The 17,356-nt window shown below is 62.3% G+C and carries 15 protein-coding genes; 14 read left to right on the top strand and 1 reads right to left on the bottom strand.

What is annotated here, in order from left to right; translation table 11 throughout:
- Position 1: 1 nt before the first annotated feature.
- From rpoS to JAB6_RS04315, 6 genes are all read left to right on the top strand, one after another.
- Positions 2-1,033 (top strand): RNA polymerase sigma factor RpoS, encoded by a 1,032-nt coding sequence (rpoS, locus tag JAB6_RS04340; RefSeq protein ID WP_034752045.1) that lies wholly within the window; start codon positions 2-4, stop codon positions 1,031-1,033.
- Positions 1,034-1,165: 132 nt separating this feature from the next.
- On the top strand, positions 1,166-2,509 hold the full coding sequence (gene rlmD / locus JAB6_RS04335) for a 23S rRNA (uracil(1939)-C(5))-methyltransferase RlmD (protein WP_070301533.1): 1,344 nt from the start codon (positions 1,166-1,168) through the stop codon (positions 2,507-2,509).
- A gap of 397 nt (positions 2,510-2,906) precedes the next feature.
- Positions 2,907-4,814: a glycosyl hydrolase family 18 protein gene (locus JAB6_RS04330; protein WP_302622642.1), complete on the top strand. Its 1,908-nt coding sequence runs from the start codon at positions 2,907-2,909 to the stop codon at positions 4,812-4,814.
- A gap of 77 nt (positions 4,815-4,891) precedes the next feature.
- A complete protein-coding gene (locus JAB6_RS04325; protein ID WP_070301532.1) occupies positions 4,892-5,926 on the top strand; it encodes a cupin-like domain-containing protein in 1,035 nt (344 codons plus the stop codon).
- Between the two features lie 225 nt (positions 5,927-6,151).
- A complete protein-coding gene (cfa, locus tag JAB6_RS04320) occupies positions 6,152-7,327 on the top strand; it encodes a cyclopropane fatty acyl phospholipid synthase (RefSeq protein WP_254671465.1) in 1,176 nt (391 codons plus the stop codon).
- A gap of 28 nt (positions 7,328-7,355) precedes the next feature.
- On the top strand, positions 7,356-8,201 hold the full coding sequence (locus tag JAB6_RS04315) for a LysR family transcriptional regulator (protein ID WP_070301531.1): 846 nt from the start codon (positions 7,356-7,358) through the stop codon (positions 8,199-8,201).
- A gap of 57 nt (positions 8,202-8,258) precedes the next feature.
- Here the strand turns inward: JAB6_RS04315 and JAB6_RS04310 are convergent, their stop codons facing one another.
- Positions 8,259-8,945 (bottom strand): Bax inhibitor-1/YccA family protein, encoded by a 687-nt coding sequence (locus JAB6_RS04310; RefSeq protein ID WP_070301530.1) that lies wholly within the window; start codon positions 8,943-8,945, stop codon positions 8,259-8,261.
- A 221-nt stretch (positions 8,946-9,166) separates the two neighbouring features.
- On the opposite strand from JAB6_RS04310, the gene ndk reads away from it, so the two are divergent.
- The 8 genes from ndk (at position 9,167) to bamB (ending at position 17,355) form a co-directional block, all read left to right on the top strand.
- Positions 9,167-9,583: a nucleoside-diphosphate kinase gene (gene ndk / locus JAB6_RS04305; protein WP_070301529.1), complete on the top strand. Its 417-nt coding sequence runs from the start codon at positions 9,167-9,169 to the stop codon at positions 9,581-9,583.
- A gap of 125 nt (positions 9,584-9,708) precedes the next feature.
- Positions 9,709-10,884 (top strand): 23S rRNA (adenine(2503)-C(2))-methyltransferase RlmN, encoded by a 1,176-nt coding sequence (gene rlmN, locus JAB6_RS04300; protein ID WP_034752035.1) that lies wholly within the window; start codon positions 9,709-9,711, stop codon positions 10,882-10,884.
- Between the two features lie 11 nt (positions 10,885-10,895).
- Positions 10,896-11,684: a type IV pilus biogenesis/stability protein PilW gene (gene pilW / locus JAB6_RS04295; protein WP_070301556.1), complete on the top strand. Its 789-nt coding sequence runs from the start codon at positions 10,896-10,898 to the stop codon at positions 11,682-11,684.
- A gap of 13 nt (positions 11,685-11,697) precedes the next feature.
- Entirely contained in the window at positions 11,698-12,669 is a 972-nt protein-coding gene (locus JAB6_RS04290; RefSeq protein ID WP_070301528.1) for a helix-turn-helix domain-containing protein, read from the top strand.
- Between the two features lie 38 nt (positions 12,670-12,707).
- The gene (gene ispG, locus JAB6_RS04285; protein WP_070301527.1) at positions 12,708-13,982 is read left to right on the top strand and encodes a flavodoxin-dependent (E)-4-hydroxy-3-methylbut-2-enyl-diphosphate synthase; all 1,275 of its coding nucleotides are present in this window, start codon (positions 12,708-12,710) and stop codon (positions 13,980-13,982) included.
- A 57-nt stretch (positions 13,983-14,039) separates the two neighbouring features.
- The gene (hisS, locus tag JAB6_RS04280) at positions 14,040-15,401 is read left to right on the top strand and encodes a histidine--tRNA ligase (protein WP_070301526.1); all 1,362 of its coding nucleotides are present in this window, start codon (positions 14,040-14,042) and stop codon (positions 15,399-15,401) included.
- A gap of 54 nt (positions 15,402-15,455) precedes the next feature.
- Positions 15,456-16,124 (top strand): tetratricopeptide repeat protein, encoded by a 669-nt coding sequence (locus tag JAB6_RS04275; RefSeq protein WP_034752031.1) that lies wholly within the window; start codon positions 15,456-15,458, stop codon positions 16,122-16,124.
- An 85-nt stretch (positions 16,125-16,209) separates the two neighbouring features.
- Complete coding sequence (gene bamB, locus JAB6_RS04270; RefSeq protein WP_070301525.1) at positions 16,210-17,355, top strand: outer membrane protein assembly factor BamB; 1,146 nt, start codon at positions 16,210-16,212, stop codon at positions 17,353-17,355.
- The last annotated feature ends 1 nt before the right edge of the window (position 17,356 follow it).

Here is a 17,356-nt window from a genome sequence, read left to right as displayed (position 1 = left end):
AATGACACACGCGCCGCACGATCAGCTGGAAGATGACCCGGAACTGCCGGAAGACGGGGCAGACGAAGTCGTGACAGACGATATCGGCGAGCTCGACGGCATTGACGCCGTCGACGCGGGCGAGGGCGGCGAGGTGGCCAGCGTCAGCGTGGTGGTCGAAAGTGTCGATGAATTGAAAAAAGTGCTGGCGGCCGAGCTGTCGACCGATACCACGCAGCACTATCTGAACCAGATCGGCACGCGGCCCCTGCTGACGGCGCCGCAAGAGGTGCATTACGCCACCCTTGCCAAGCAGGGCAATTTCGAAGCCCGGCAAACCATGATCGAGCACAACCTGCGCCTCGTCGTGTCGATCGCCAAGCATTACATCAACCGCGGCGTGGTCTTGCTCGACATGATCGAGGAGGGCAACATCGGCCTGATGCGCGCCATCGACAAGTTCGAGCCCGAACGCGGTTTCCGTTTCTCTACCTACGCCACCTGGTGGATACGCCAGAGCATCGAGCGCGCCATCATGAACCAGGCGCGCACGGTGCGCCTGCCCGTGCACATGGTGCGCGAACTGAACCAGATCCTGCGTGGCAAATACCACCTGGAAGCCCAGCACCACGACGGCAAGGATGCCACCGCGGAAGACATCGCCCATCTGGTGGGCCGTCCCGTGGAGGAGGTGCAGGATATCCTGGCCCTGTCCGAGCACGCCACCTCGCTCGACGCGCCGCTCGACAACGACCCGCAGTCGTCGCTGATGGACATGCTGCCCGGCGCCAGCGAAGACAGCCCCGACGCGCGCGCGGAACACCATGAAATGACGGTGCTCGTGCGCGACTGGCTGACCAAGCTGCCCGACAAGCAGCGCGTCGTCATCATGCGCCGTTTCGGTCTCGACAATGACGATCCGGCCACCCTGGAAACCCTGGCCGAGGAAATGGGTGTGACGCGCGAGCGCGTGCGCCAGATCCAGCAGGAAGCGCTGATTAAACTGAAACGCGCCATGGCGGCACGCGGCGTCGTGCGCGACTCATTATTGTAGGACGCCCGGTCCCGGTATTTCCGGGGCCGCATCTGCTATCATACGCCCCGCTCGCGGCGCCTGACCTTTCCCCCATTCTTTCAAGTTCCAGCGCGGCCCTGCGTCCTGGCCCACTCTTACCTATTGATCGCTATGCAAGAAAATATCATCGAAATCAAATCGCTCGACATGGACGCCCGTGGCGTTGGCCATATTGAGAACGAAGACGGCTCGCCGGGCAAGGTCGTGTTTGTCGAAGGCGCCTTGCCGGGCGAGCGCGTCAGCTTTGTGACGTTCAAGAAAAAGAAGAACTGGGAAATGGCCCGCATGACGGCGCTGCACCGCGAATCATCGATGCGCGTGACGCCCAAATGCAAGCATTTCGACAATTGCGGCGGCTGCTCGATGCAGCACCTGGAACCGTCGGCGCAGGTGGCGATCAAGCAGCGCGTGCTGGAAGACAATCTGTGGCATATCGGCAAGGTGCGTCCGCAAAGCATCATGCGCCCCATGTATGGCCCGAACTGGGGCTACCGCTACCGCGCGCGCCTGTCCGTGCGCCACGTCAAGAAGAAAGACGCCGTGCTGGTGGGTTTCCATGAAAAGAAATCGGCGTTTGTCGCCGACATGGATAGCTGCGAAATCCTGCCGCCGCATATCTCGGCCATGCTGCTGCCCCTGCGTGGATTGATTGCTTCGCTGTCCATCTTCGATCAGATGCCGCAGATCGAGCTGGCCGTGGGCGAAGACGTGACCGCCATGGTCTTGCGCATCATGGCGCCGTTGACGGCGGACGACGAAACGAAATTGAAAGCCTTTGCCGACGAGTACGGCGTGCAATGGTGGTTGCAGGTGAAAGGCCCGGAAACGGCCGTGCCGTTCTACCCGCTCGACAAGCAATTGCATTACCTGCTGCCGGAATTCGGCGTCAAGATGCCGTTCAAGCCCGTCGATTTCACGCAGGTGAACCACCACATCAACCGCGTGCTGGTGTCGAAAGCACTGCGCCTGCTGGAAGTGCAGCCGACGGACCGTGTGGCCGACCTGTTCTGCGGCCTGGGCAATTTCACCTTGCCGCTGGCCACGCAAGGCAGCGAAGTGGTCGGTATCGAAGGCAGCACCACCCTGACGGAGCGGGCGCTGGAAAACGCGCTGGCCAATGGCCTGGCGGAAAAAACCTCGTTCTCGACGCGCAACCTGTTCGAAGTGACGACGGACGATCTGATCGCGCTGGGCAAGTTCGACCGCATCCTCGTCGACCCGCCGCGCGATGGCGCCATGGCCCTGTGCCAGGCGCTGGTCGGCCTATCGCAAGTGCGTCCGGACCTGCTGCCGAAACGCATCGTCTACGTCTCGTGCAGCCCATCGACTCTGGCGCGCGATGCCGGCATCCTGGCGCTGGAAGCCGGTTATGTGCTGAGCAAGGCGGGCGTGGTCAATATGTTCCCGCATACCTCGCATGTCGAATCGATGGCTGTATTTGATTTGCCTCAGTAAGTCTGTCTGATACGGCGGGTGGCCAGGCAGGCACCCGCCGTTGCCGCATTCAGCGGCGCAGCAAGCTGTCGCAATACCACTTACACCGTGTTATAAAACTGGTCTGTCTTTTCCCGTTCCAGCGTCTTTTTTCATCCTCCCTCTGCCGTTTTTTCATTGTCCAGTAGGACAGCACGCCGTTTGCACCCTCCGCTGCGCTTTCTGTTCGAAGTGGTATTGCTCACTTTGATGCCACTTCAAAACCACTTGACCGCCTATTTTTTCAGCAGCATGCTGTTCTTGCAACTGCAAAAAAACAAGATCACAGGGTAGTTATTTACGAGGCAGAGTGGCATTTCTGCAAACCTGAACAGGAGACAACGTGGAAAATTTAATACTCAAAAAAACAATCAGGAACATGATGGTATGTCTGGCCAGCGGCGGCGTGCTGGCGGCATGCGGTGGCGGTGGCGGTGACGCCGGCGCGCCGGCTGGTTCGCAATTGCTGGCGGCCAGCACGGTCGTCGCTTGCGTGCCGTGGCAGGAGGGCGGCACCTACAACGCGGGCACGGTGGTCACGTATCTGGGGGGCAACTACACGGCCCTGGTGACGCAGACCGATCACGTGGGCTCGGGCTGGAATCCCGTCTCCACGCCTAGCCTGTGGAGCGCCGGCGGCACCTGCGACGGCGGCACCACACCGACCCCGACGCCGACTCCCACCCCGACACCGGAGCCAACGCCGACCCCAACGCCTACGCCGACCCCGACGCCAACCGGCGGCACCTGCGCACTGGCGTGGGCGGCCGGCACGGCTTACAGTGCGGGCGCCACCGTCAGCTATGCGGGCACGAATTACCGCGCCAATTACTGGACGCAGGGCGACAACCCGTCGACCAGCAGCGGCGGCGCCGGCACGGGCAAGCCATGGACCAGCCAGGAGATCTGCAGCACCACGCCGACCCCGACCCCGACGCCTACTCCAACACCGACTCCGACACCTACACCGACGCCTACTCCAACGCCGACACCTACTCCAACCCCAACGCCGACCCCAACGGGCCGCGAAGTCGGTTCCTATTTCGCGCAGTGGGGCGTGTATGGCCGCGACTATGAAGTGGCGAACGTGCACACGAGCGGCGTGGCTGACAAGCTGACCTTCATCAACTACGCCTTCGGCAATATTTACCCGAAAAACGGCGGTTATGAATGCGGCATGATCACCAAGGCCGAGCCGGGCGCGACAAATCCGAATTCGCCCGATGCGGGCACGGGCGGCGATGCCGAGGCCGACTACATCCGCACGCCGAAGCGCACCGTCGATGGGCAGGTCATTCCATGGGACGCTCCATTGTCGGGCAACTTCCTGCAGCTGAAAAAGTTGAAGGCGGCGCACCCGAACCTGAAGCTGTTCATTTCGCTGGGCGGCTGGAGCTGGTCGAAGAACTTCTCCGTCGGTTCGGCCACGGATGCGCTGCGCAAGCAGATGGTGCGCTCGTGCATCGACATCTACATCAAGGGCAACCTGCCGGTGCAGGGCGGTCGCGGCGGCGTGGGCGCGGCAGCCAACATCTTTGACGGCATCGACATCGATTGGGAATATCCGGTCGGCGGCGGCCAGCCGTACAACACGGTCAGCCCGAATGACAAGCGCAACTTCACCTTGCTGATGGCGGAATTCCGCAGCCAGCTCGATGCGCTCGGTGCGGCCAACGGCAAGCGCTACCTGTTGACGGCGGCTGTCGGCGCCGGCAAGGACAAGATCGACAACACGGAACCGGCCCTGTACTCGCAGTACATGGACTGGATCAACCTGATGACCTACGACTTCCACGGCGGCTGGGAAACGAGCACCAACTTCAACGCCCAGCTGTTTGCCGACCCTGCCGATCCGTCGACGGGCATGGCGCGCGAATACGTGGGCGACAAGGCGGTGCAGTACATGATTGCCGCCGGCGTGCCGCGCGACAAACTGCTGCTGGGCATACCGTTCTATGGCCGCGGCTGGACGGGCGTGGCGCCAGGGCCGAACGGCGATGGCCTGTACCAGGCGGCCACGGGCACGGCGCCGGGCACCTACGAGTCGGGCATCGAGGACTATAAAATCCTCGTGGCCAAGGCCGGTACGCGCTACTACCATCCCGTGACCAAGCAGCTGTACCTGTACACGGGTGCGGGCGGCCAGTGGTGGAGCTATGACGATCCGACCGTCATCGGCACCAAGGTGAAATATGTGAAGGACCAGGGCTTGCGCGGCGCGTTCTCGTGGGAACTCGATGGCGACGCGAATGGCGTGCTGGCGACCGAGGTGTGGAAAGTGCGGTAACACTGGAGTAGAGTAAGACGCGGCCGGGCGGCATTGCTGCCCGGCCGCTTGTTCACATAAAAAACAGGAGACGGGCGATGGCGGCGGTATCGACATTCGGAGTAAAACATCCGGAACAGGAGCTGAGCCGCGAGTGGCGCAGCTGGATCGCGGAAAACCTCATGCTGGGCAGCCACCCGTCGGCGCTGATGCCGGTGCTGCAACAGGCCGGCATCGCGGAGCCCCTGGCGCGCCGCGAAATCGAGCTGGCGCTGCAAAGCCCCTATCTTGCCGGCGCCGTGCGCCTGTCGAACCGCCTGGCCAAGCGCGACTGGGTGATCGATATCCAGCGCAAGCTGAACCAGCTGCGCGACCCCGAGATTCCCCGCCGCGACAAGCTCTCCGCGCAGGAATTCCTGGATGAATACTACTCCACCAACCAGCCCGTCATCATCACGGGCATGATGGACGACTGGCCCGCAATGGCCAAGTGGAGCCCCGCCTATTTCCGCGAGCATTACGCGCAGCGCGAAGTGGAAGTGCAGTTCGGCCGCGAGGCGGACGATCAGTACGAGATGAACAGCGTGGCCCACAAGCGCAAGATGGCGTTTGGCGAGTACGCCAGCCTGGTTGAGGGCAGCGGCGCGACCAACGATTTCTACATGACGGCGAATAACGATTCGCAGAACCGGCAAGCCTTGCGCGAGCTGTGGGACGATATCGGCCAGCTGCCCGAATACCTGAAGCAGGATGGCGGCCGCACGGGCTTTCTGTGGTTCGGCCCGGCCGGCACCGTGACGCCATTCCACCACGACCTGACGAACAACTTCATGGCGCAGGTCAAAGGGCGCAAGCGGCTGCGCATCATGGCCGCCTGCGAGGTGGCGCGCGTGTACAACCAGCGCCACTGTTTTACGCCCGTCGACGGGCGCGGCATCGACCTGCGGCGCTACCCGCTGATGGCCGACGTGCAGGTGCGCGAATGCGTGCTGGCGCCGGGCGAGATCCTGTTTTTACCCGTCGGCTGCTGGCATTTCGTCGAAGCGCTCGACGTATCGATGACGGTGGCGTTTACCAACTTCAAATGGGATAACGATTTTTACAGCAAGTATCCATCGAATCACGACTTCTGATGGCGGGGCCAAGATGCCGCGAACAGCCGCCTTATGGGCGGCTTTTTTCATGCTACGGTGCGCTTCTTGTATAAGATATTTCCATAAAATAATTGATTCAAGTCATTTTGCAGCAATTATTTTGATATGAATGGCCATGATGTTTCATTATCCAGATAGCGGTGGCGGGCGGATAATTTGATGGCTGGCGCGGCGCCAGTACCAACCATCTGGAGGCGGCAGGGCATGAACACGCAGCACATGACACAGTTACAGCAAGCACCAGCAGATCGTACTGAACTTCGGCTCGATACAAGGCTGACCCGCGAAGCGGCCGAGCTGCTGGCCAGGGCCGATATCCATTTGAATGGCCGCGCCGCCTGGGACATGCAGCTGCGCAAACCGGGCGTACCCGAGCGTGCCTTCGCCAGCGGCAACCTGGGCCTGGGTGAAGCGTACATGGACGGTGACTGGGATGCGCAGCAGCTCGACGAATTCTTTTGCCATTTGCTGCGCGCCAGGGTGGGCGACGACGTGCGCCCCATGCGCCTGGCCTTCCACGCGCTGACCGCGCGCCTGTTCAACCTGCAGACGGAGCGCCGCGCCTGGATGGTGGGCAAGGAACACTACGACCTCGGCAATGCCTTCTATGCGGCCATGCTCGATCCGCGCATGACGTACACGTGCGGTTACTGGAAGGATGCGGCCAATCTTGCCGAGGCGCAGGAAGCCAAGCTCGACCTGGTCTGCCGCAAGCTGCGCCTGGAGCCGGGCATGCGCGTGCTCGACATCGGCTGCGGCTGGGGCAGTTTCATGCGCTATGCGGCGGAAAAATACCAGGTGCGGTGCGTGGGCGTGACGATTTCGCAAGAGCAGGCCGCGTATGCGCGCGCCATGCCGGGCGGCGAGCACCTGGACATCCGCCTGCAGGATTACCGCGACACCGATGAAAAATTCGACCGCATCGTCAGCATCGGCATGTTCGAGCACGTGGGCCACAAGAATCACCGCACCTTCATGGAAGTGGCGCACCGCTGCCTGGAAGACGACGGCCTGTTCCTGCTGCACACGATCGGCAAAAACAAGCGCCATTCCACGTGTGACCCGTGGATCGACAAATACATCTTCCCGAATGGCGACCTGCCATCGGTCGGCCAGATCGGCGACGCCATGGACGATCTGTTCGTGGCCGAGGACTTGCACAACTTCGGCGCCGACTATGACAAGACCCTGATGGCCTGGCATGCAAATTTTGAGATGGCGTGGCCGCGCTTTGCCGCCCAGCTGGGCGGACGCTTCCACCGCATGTGGTCCTACTATCTGCTGTCCTGCGCCGGCGCCTTCCGCGCGCGCGACCTGCAGCTGTGGCAATGGGTCTTGTCGAAGCAGGGCGTGCTGGGCGGCTACGAGCGTGTCAGTTGAGATGCTCGGCAGCTGATATGATGGATTGATGGATATCAATCAAGCGCGTACCTTCCTCGAAGTGGCGTCCTGCGGCAGCTTCATCATGGCCGCCGAACGCATGCACGTGACGCAGACGGCCGTCAGCGCCCGCATCCGCACCCTGGAGCAGCAACTGGGGCGCCAGCTGTTCGTGCGCAACAAGGCCGGCGCACGGCTGACGTCGGCCGGCGAGCGCTTCATGCGCCATGCGGCCACGATGGTGCAGGTGTGGGAGCGGGCGCGCCACCAGGTAGCCTTGCCGCCGGGGCGCGACGACGCCGTCAGCATCGGCTGCGAACTGAGCTTGTGGCAGCCGCTGCTGGGCGACTGGCTGATACGCATGAGCCGCGACTGTCCCGAGATCGCCTTGCGCGCGGAAGTTGACAGTCCCGCGCGCCTGCTCGACGCCGTGCACGACGGCTCGCTCGACCTGGCCGTTCTGTACAACCCGCCCCAGCGGCCGGGCCTGGCCAGCGAATTGCTGGCCGAGGAAAAGCTCGTGATGGTGACCACGCGCGCGGACGGGCAGATGCATGCCGATGCCTATGTGTACGTGGATTGGGGGCCGGCGTTTGCCGCGAACCACCAGGCCGCGTATCCGGAGCTGAGCAGTCCGCCCGTGTCGATCTCGCTGGGGCCGCTGGCCCTCGTCTATCTGCTGGACGTGGGTGGCGCCAGCTATTTCCGTATCGGCAGCGCGCAACCCTATCTCGATGCCGGTTTGCTGCACCGCGTGCGCGACGCGCCCGAATTCTCGCATTCCGCCTACGCCGTCTACGCGGCCCAGCGCGACAACCCGACCTTGGACCGCGCCCGCGCCTGCCTGCTCGAGGTGGCGGAGAGGATCAAGTAAATGCTGTGGACGTAAAAAAGCCGACCCGAGGGTCGGCTTTTCGTTTAAGCGCAATACTTAGTCGCGGCTGCCGCCGGCGAAACCTAAAAGTGACAACAGGCTGGTGAAGATGTTGTACACGTCCAGGTAGATGCGCAGGGTGGCCGAGATGTAGTTGGTCTCGCCGCCGTTGATGATCTGCTGCACGTCATACAGGATGTAGGCCGAGAAGATGGCGATGGCGACCATGGAGATCACGATCGACAGTGCCGACAGGCCCAGGAAAATGTTTGCCACCGATGCGAGGATCAGCACGATCACGCCGGCGAACAACCATTTGCCCATGGCCGAGAAGTCGCGCTTCGAGACCGTGGCGATCGTCGCCATCACAGCCAGGATGGTGGCCGTGCCGCCGAATGCCGTCATGATCAGCATGCCGCCGTTCGAGTAGCCGAGCGTGCGCGTCAGCAGTGGCGTGAGCATCAGGCCCATGAAGAAGGTGAAGCCCAGCAGGACGGCGACGCCGAGGCCTGAGTTCTTCGTCTTTTCAATCGCGTACATGAAGCCGAATGCGACGGCCATGAAGATGATGAAGCCCATGCCGCCGGTCAGCATTGGCAAATGCATTTGCACGCCGATGAAGGCGCCCAGCACGGTCGGGATCATGGACAGCGCCAGCAGCCAGTAAGTGTTGCGCAAGACCTGATGGCGGACTTGCTGCATGCCCCCCGACAGGTCAAAGGTGCGTTGCATGTTCTGATTCATAGTGCCTCCGTGTTGTCAATTCAAATTACTGCTTTACTCAAGGATAGCATGAGGGCCGGAATTTGCCAAAAAAGCAGCTTAAGATTTCATTAAACAGGGACAGGGCGGCAAGATGCCCCCTGCCTGTCTGGGTGATATGGGGTGGAGTATGGTAAAATCAAAGGTTGATTGAGTTCTCAATTTACCGTTTTAAACCTTTCTTTTTATTGGAGTTTTCACACATGGCAATCGAACGCACCCTGTCGATCATCAAACCAGACGCAGTTGCAAAAAACGTAATCGGTCAAATCTACTCGCGTTTTGAAAACGCTGGCCTGAAAATCGTTGCAGCACGCATGACCCAACTGTCGCGCGAACAAGCTGAAGGCTTCTACGCAGCGCACAAAGAACGCGGTTTCTTCACGGATCTGGTCGACTTCATGGTTTCCGGTCCAGTCATGATTCAAGCCCTGGAAGGCGAAAACGCCGTTCTGGCCCACCGTGACCTGATGGGCGCGACCGATCCGAAGAAAGCAGAAAAAGGCACGATCCGCGCCGATTTCGCCGATTCGATCGACGCAAACGCCGTACACGGTTCCGACGCTGTCGAAGCTGCTAAAGTGGAAATCGCTTACTTCTTCCCAGAACTGAAGGCTTAATTGCCTTAGATAACGTTATTTCCTGGCGTTATCTGTGAAATAACTTATCACCCCCTGTTCCCGCTGCGCTGTGGAGTTTTCGCTCCGAATGCGCGCGGGGACGGATTTTTAGAATAGACAAGATCATGAATACGACGACCCTCACCAACTTGCTGGACCTCGATCCCGCGCAACTCATCGCCTACTGCGCCGAGTTGGGAGAGAAACCGTTTCGTGCGAAACAATTGCAACGTTGGATACACCAGTTCGGCGCCTCCGACTTTGACGCCATGACGGACCTGGCCAAGTCGCTGCGCGACAAGCTGGCCACGCGCGCCGAAGTGCGCGCCCCGGCCATCATCAGCGACCACACGTCGACGGATGGCACGCGCAAGTGGCTGGTCGACGTGGGCAATGGCAATGCCGTGGAAACCGTGTTCATTCCGGAAGAAAACCGCGGCACCCTGTGCATCTCGACCCAGGCCGGCTGCGCCGTGAACTGCCGTTTCTGCTCGACGGGCAAGCAAGGCTTCAACCGCAACCTCAGTGTCGGCGAAATCATCGGCCAGCTGTGGATGGCGGAATTTGAATTGCGCCGCACCAAGGGCATCGAACCGGGCCCGAAAGGCGAGCGCCAGATCACCAACGTGGTGATGATGGGCATGGGCGAGCCCCTGCTGAACTTTGAGCCGACCGTCACGGCCCTGAAATTGATGCTCGACGACAACGCCTACGGCCTGTCGCGCCGCCGCGTGACCCTGTCGACATCGGGCGTCGTGCCGATGATGGACAAGCTGTCGCAGGAAGTGCCGGTGGCCCTGGCCGTCTCGCTGCACGCCTCGAACGATGCCTTGCGCGATGGCTTGATTCCACTGAACAAGAAATACCCGCTGAAGGAATTGATGGCGGCCTGCAAGCGCTACCTGGAATTCGCCCCGCGCGATTTCATCACGTTTGAATACTGCATGCTCGACGGCGTCAACGACAGCGACGAGCACGCGCGTGAGCTGCTGGCGCTGGTGCAAGACCGCGAGTTCGGCGTGAACTGCAAGTTCAACCTGATCCCGTTCAACCCCTTCCCCGAGTCGGGCCTGTTCCGCTCGAAAAACCCGCGCATCAAGGCGTTCGCCCAGGTGCTGATGGATGGCGGCATCATCACCACCGTGCGCAAGACGCGCGGCGATGATATCGATGCGGCCTGCGGCCAGCTGGCCGGCGAAGTCAAGGACCGCACCCGGGTGCAGGAGCGCATGGAAAAGATGACTGAGTATCAACAGAAATTTGGCGCCAATTTCGGCAAGATCGTGGAGATCCGCTCCTGATGAGGGAAGGCATGGCTTACCAACGCTCGCTCGCTGTGGCCGCTGTTTGCCTGGCCGTGCTGCTGGTCGGCTGTGCCTCTTCCACGCCGGACACGGTCGCCAGAGACGTGCAGGCGGGTGCGCCGGAACGCGCCGCGCTGCGCTTGCAGCTGGCCAGCGCGTACTATGCGCAAGGCCAGCTCGACGTGGCCCTGGCCGAAGCGCAGCAAGCCGTGCAACTGGCGCCGAACGATGCGCAAGCGTATGGCGTGCGCGCCCTGATCCTTGCGGCCCAGCGGCAAACTGCGTCTGCCGAGAAAGATTTCCTTTACGCTTTGCACCTTGCGCCCCACAATCCTGAGTTGAGCAATAATTACGGCCTGTTTTTGTGCCAGACGGGACGCGCCGCGCAATCGCTGGCGTATTTCGATGCGGCATTGGCGGATGCGGCGTATGTGTCGCCGGAAAAAGCGCTCAACAATGGGGGCGCCTGCAGCCTGGCCCTGAACGATTACCCGCGTGCGGGCGCGTATTGGATGCGCGCCGTACGCATCGCACCGGACGTGGCAGTGACGAACGCCGGCCTGGTGCGCGTGTATTACCAACAGCAAGACTACCGGCAGGCGGCTTATTATTTGCAGCGGCTCGGTAAGATAGCAACAATGGAGAGCCAGACGGCCGATGTGCTGTGGCTCGGGATCAAGGTGCAGCATAAGCTCGGGGATGCGGGTGCGGAAGCTGGCCTGGGGGCGCATTTGCGCAACCACCATTCCGGCTCCCCCGAATATGCTGCTTATCAAAATGGGGCGTTTGATGAGTGAGACAGGGATACCAATGAATTCAGAGTGGGCAGAAACGCCTCAGCAGCAGCCCCAGGGCAATCTGGCGTTGGCAGGCGCGCAGTTGAAGGCGCAGCGCGAAGCGCTGGGCTGGCCGGTGGAGCAGGTGGCCGACCAGCTCAAGCTGGCGCCGCGCCAGGTGATCGCGCTGGAAGAGGGCGACATGGCGGCCTTGCCGAATGTGGCCGTGGTGCGCGGTTTCGTGCGCGCCTACGCCAAGGTGGTGCGTCTCGACGCGGCGCCGCTGGTGGCCATGATCGAAGTCCACCCGGCGCCGGCGCAAGACCCGGCCGCGCCCGTGCGGCGCGAGATTTCCGCCACGTTTTCCGAATCGCGCTTCCCCTCGATGACGCAGCGCTCGTCGAACCAGACTCCCCTGTGGATCGCCGGTGCCGTGGCCGTCGTCGTGGCGGCCGCCTTTGGCGCGTATAAGCTCGGTTATGTGCCGGCCAGCCTGCTGTCTTCGCAGACCGGGAAAGAAACATCGCATGCGGAAGTGGGCCCTGTGGAAACGACCCTGGTCAAGCCGGGCCAGGACTTGACGCCCGTGCAGTCGCCGTCCGTGCCCCTGATTTCCGTACCGCCGCCGCCAGGCAACGATACGCAGACGGGCGCACCCGCCGCCGTCGCTTCGGCGCCGGCCGCCGCCGTGCCGCCGGCTGCTGCGCCAGCCCCTGCGACAGCCGCGACGGCCGCCGCCACGCCGCCCGTGGCTGCCCCTGCCGTGGGCGCGAATGCGCTGGTGCTGAAGGTGGAGCAGGATTCCTGGGTGGAAATCCGCCGCCCTGGCAGCACGCCGCTGATTTCGCGCATGGTCAAGGCGGGCAGCACGGAAACGTTCGATATCACGGGCCCGGCCACCCTGGTGGTGGGCAAGCCCGGTGTGGTGCAGGCAACCTTGCGCGGCGCCAAGCTGGAGCTGCCGACCGTTGCCGGCGGCACGATCTCGCGCGTCAGCATCAAATAATTGCAGTAACCGTTCAAGCAAACTCAGAAGATAATATTATGGCTACCTCGAAAACAGCGATCGGCTCCGGTCCATCCGGCCGGCGCGACAGCCGCAAGGTGCTGATCGCGCACGGCCAGCGCCAGATCTGGGTGGGCGGCGACGCCCCCGTGGTGGTGCAGTCGATGACGAACACGGATACGGCCGACGCCATCGGCACGGCGATCCAGATCAAGGAACTGGCGCGTGCCGGTTCGGAACTGGTGCGCCTGACGGTGGACCGTCCGGAAGCGGCTGCGGCCGTGCCCTACATCCGCGAGCAGCTCGACAAGATGGATATCGACGTGCCGCTGGTCGGCGATTTCCACTATAACGGCCATACCCTGCTCAACGACTACCCCGATTGCGCGCGCGCGCTGTCGAAGTACCGCATCAATCCGGGCAACGTGGGCAAGGGCGCCAAGCGCGACACGCAATTTGCGCAAATGATCGAAGCGGCTTGCCGCTACGACAAGCCGGTGCGCATCGGCGTGAACTGGGGCAGCCTCGATCAAGCCTTGCTGGCACGCATCATGGATGAAAACGCGGGCCGCGCCGAACCGTGGCCGGCGCAAGCCGTCATGTATGAAGCGCTGGTGACGTCGGCGATTGAAAACGCCGTGCGCGCCGAAGAACTGGGCCTGGCGCGCGACAAGATCATCCTGTCGTGCAAGGTCTCGGGCGTGCAGGACCTGATCGCCGTGTACCGCGAACTGGCGCAGCGCTGCGATTATCCGCTGCACCTGGGCCTGACGGAAGCGGGCATGGGCAGCAAGGGCATCGTCGCTTCGACGGCGGCCCTGGCCGTGCTGCTGCAGGAAGGCATCGGCGACACCATCCGCATTTCGCTGACGCCCGAACCGGGCGGCGACCGCACGCGTGAAGTCATCGTCGGCCAGGAAATTTTGCAAACCATGGGCTTGCGCAAGTTCGCGCCCATGGTCATCGCCTGTCCCGGTTGCGGCCGCACGACGTCGACCACCTTCCAGGAGCTGGCCGACAACATCCAGACGTATCTGCGCGAGCAGATGCCGGAGTGGAAGAAATCGTATCCGGGCGTGGAAGCGATGAACGTGGCCGTCATGGGCTGCATCGTCAACGGTCCCGGCGAATCGAAGCATGCGAACATCGGCATCAGCCTGCCCGGCACGGGCGAGTCGCCTGCCGCGCCCGTGTTTGTCGACGGTGAAAAAGTCGTCACCCTGCGCGGCGAACGCATCGTCGAGGAATTCCAGGACATCGTCCTCAATTATGTTAAAAGCCATTACGGCGCCGCCGCTACGGCAACGGCGTAGGTCGGATTAGCGCTGTGCGCGTCATCCGGCAATCAAGTTAAAGCAAAGAAGAACACTATGTCCGAAAATAAAAAGCTCGACAAAATCACCGCCGTCAAAGGCATGAACGATATCCTGCCAGCTGACGCCCCGCTGTGGGAATTGTTTGAAAACACGGCGCAATCCGTACTGCAAAGCTACGGCTTCCAGCAGATCCGCACGCCGATCGTGGAAGAAACGAAATTGTTCGCGCGCGCCATCGGCGCCGTGACCGATATCGTGGAAAAGGAAATGTATTCGTTCACCGATTCGATGAACGGCGACAACCTGACCCTGCGTCCTGAAGGCACGGCCGGCGTGGTGCGCGCCGTCGTCGAGCACAACCTCGTCTACGAAGGCCCGAAACGCCTGTGGTACAAGGGCCAGATGTTCCGCCACGAGCGTCCGCAAAAGGGCCGCTACCGCCAGTTCCACCAGTTCGGCGCGGAAGCCATCGGCTTCACGGGCCCGGACATCGACGCCGAGCTGATCATGATGACGCGCCGCCTGTGGGATGACCTGGGCCTGGAAGGCATCCGCCTGGAACTGAACTCGATCGGCGACGCGGCCGAGCGCCTGCGCCACCGCGCCGACCTGATCGCCTACCTGGAAAGCCACAGCGAGCTGCTCGACGAAGAAGCCAAGCGCCGCCTGCACAGCAACCCGCTGCGCATTTTGGATACCAAGAATCCTGCCATGCAGGATCTGGTCAATGGCGCGCCGAAGCTGCTCGAGTACCTGGGCGAGGAATCGCTGGCCCATTTCCACGGCGTGCAGAAGATTCTGAACCACAACAATATTCCATTCATCATCAATCCACGCCTGGTGCGCGGCCTCGATTACTACAACCGCACGGTGTTCGAGTGGGTCAGCGACAAGCTGGGCGCGCAAGGCACGGTCTGCGCCGGCGGCCGCTATGACGGCATGGTGGAAATGTTTGGCGGCAAATCGACGCCCGCCGTCGGTTTCGGCATGGGCGTCGAACGCCTGGTGCTGCTGATGAAGGACGCGGCCGAGCCGGAGCAGCCGGCCCAGTGCGACGTCTACCTGGTGCACCAGGGCGAGCAGGCAGGCTTGCAAGCGTTCGTGCTGGCCGAGCGGATTCGCGATGCCGGCCTGGACGTTGTGCTACATTGCGCAGCGAGCAACGGTGGCGGCAGCTTCAAGACGCAAATGAAAAAGGCGGACGCCAGCGGTGCGGCATTTGCCGTGATCATGGGCGACGATGAAATCGCCAACCATGTCGCGACGGTGAAAGCCATGCGCGAAGCCGATGCGGGCGCACAGCAGAACACGGTGCCGTTCGACGATGTCGTCGATTACGTGGTAGACCAGATCATCGGCGACCACGATTGCGGCCATGACCACGGTCCTGGCGGCCACGTGCATCATCACCACTGATTTGACGCAAGACCGTTCTACCCTCGATCAACTACTCATTAAAACTGACGACCCATGGCATACGATCACGAAGAACAAGAACAACTGGCAACCCTCAAAGCCTGGTGGCAGCGCAATGGCAATCTGACCTCCTGGGTCCTGATCGTGGCGCTGGCAGGCTACAGCGGCTGGGCTGGCTGGCAGTACTACCAGCGCACGCAGGCTGCGCAAGCGGGCCAGCTGTACGACGAACTGCAGAACGCCATCGCCGCCAAGGACACGGCCAAGGTGATGCGCGCGGCCGGCGACATGCAATCGCGTTTCAGCGGCACGGCGTATGCGCAGATGAGCGCCCTGGCCGCGGCCAAGGTGGCGTTCGACGCGAACGACCTGAAAACGGCCAAGACCCAGCTGCAGTGGGTGGCCGAGCATGGCACGGAAGAGTACAAGGCCATCGCCAAGCTGCGCCTGGCCGGTGTCCTGCTGGATGAAAAAGCCTACGATGAAGCGCTGAAAGTGCTGGCAACGGCTTCCGTGGCGCAATTTGCCGGTGCCGTGGCCGACCGCAAGGGCGACATCCTGGTGGCGCAAAACAAGCTGGCCGATGCCCGCACGGCTTACCTGGCCGCTCTGGCCGCGACGGACAAGAACAATCCAGGCCGTCAGCTGATCCAGGTCAAACTGGAAGCGATCGGTGGTACGGTACCGGAAGACAAGGCCAAGGCTGACAAGGCCGCCGCCTGACAGGAACACTGATGGCGGGGCCGGGTGGCGTTGTGCGCCGCCCGCCTTGCCCTTACAAGTACAAGAAAAAGGTTGGATAACACTTATGCGTGTCACTGAAAAGCTGGTAGCTGCAAGTCTGTTGGCCCTGATGGCCGGTTGCTCGTCCTGGAACCCGTTCGCCTCGAAAGATCCGAAAACCGAGCCGGCCAAGCTGGTCGAGTTAAAATCGACCATCGCCGTGCGCGACGCCTGGAAGTATTCGATCGGCAAGGCTGGCGTGTACGCATTTACGCCTGCGCTGGCCGGCAGCAGCCTGTACGTGGTCAGTGCCGATGGCGCGCTGGCGCGCCTCGATGCGGCCAGCGGCCGTGAAACGTGGCGCGTCAAGGCCGGCAGCGACATCACGTCGAGCCCCGGCAGCGATGGCACGGTCGTGGCCGTCGGCGCCGCCAAGGGTGCCGTGCTGGCGTTTGACGCCGATGGCAAGCAGCTGTGGAAGGCGCAGGCGTCCAGCGAAGTATTGACGGCGCCCGTCGTGGGACAGGGCGTGGTCGTGGTGCGCAGCGTGGACAACCGCATCGTCGGCTTCGACGCCAAGACGGGCGAGCGCAAGTGGACGGTGCAGCGCGTCACGCCGGCATTGACCTTGCGCAATGCGCCGGGCATGGCGCTGGGCGGCGCGAACATCTACGTGGCCCAGCCGGGCGGCAAGCTGCTGGCACTGACGGCGGCCACCGGTGTGGTACGCTGGGAGGTCGTCGTCAGCGAACCGCGCGGCGCTACCGAACTGGAGCGCGTCTCCGACATCGCCGGCACGCCGGTGGTGTACGAAGGCGAAGTGTGCGCCGTCACGTACCAGGGCAAGGCGGGTTGCTTCGACGCCGCCACGGGCGTGCCGCGCTGGACCAAGCCGATCTCGTCCGATGTGGGCGTGGCCGTCGACCAGCGTTTCGTGTTCACCGCCGATGACCAGGGCGCCGTCGTGGCGTTCAGCCGCGAAGGCGGCCAGAGCGCCTGGAAGAATGACGCGCTGGCGCGCCGCCGCCTGTCGACGCCGGCCTCCTATGGCCGCAGCGTCGCCGTTGGCGATTATCAAGGTTACATCCACTTCCTGTCACGGGAAGATGGTGCATTAATAGGTCGTGTCAGCACCGACGGTAGCCCGATTGTTTCGGCTCCCGTCGTTGCCGGTTCGAATTTGATTTTTCAAACCCAATCAGGGACAGTGACCGCTCTCGCGGTCGAGTAAT

Origin of the sequence: Janthinobacterium sp. HH104 (assembly GCF_001758715.1) — a bacterium.
Classification (GTDB): Bacteria; Pseudomonadota; Gammaproteobacteria; order Burkholderiales; family Burkholderiaceae_D; genus Janthinobacterium; species Janthinobacterium aestuarii.
This window is presented reverse-complemented; position numbering and strand designations above follow the sequence as displayed.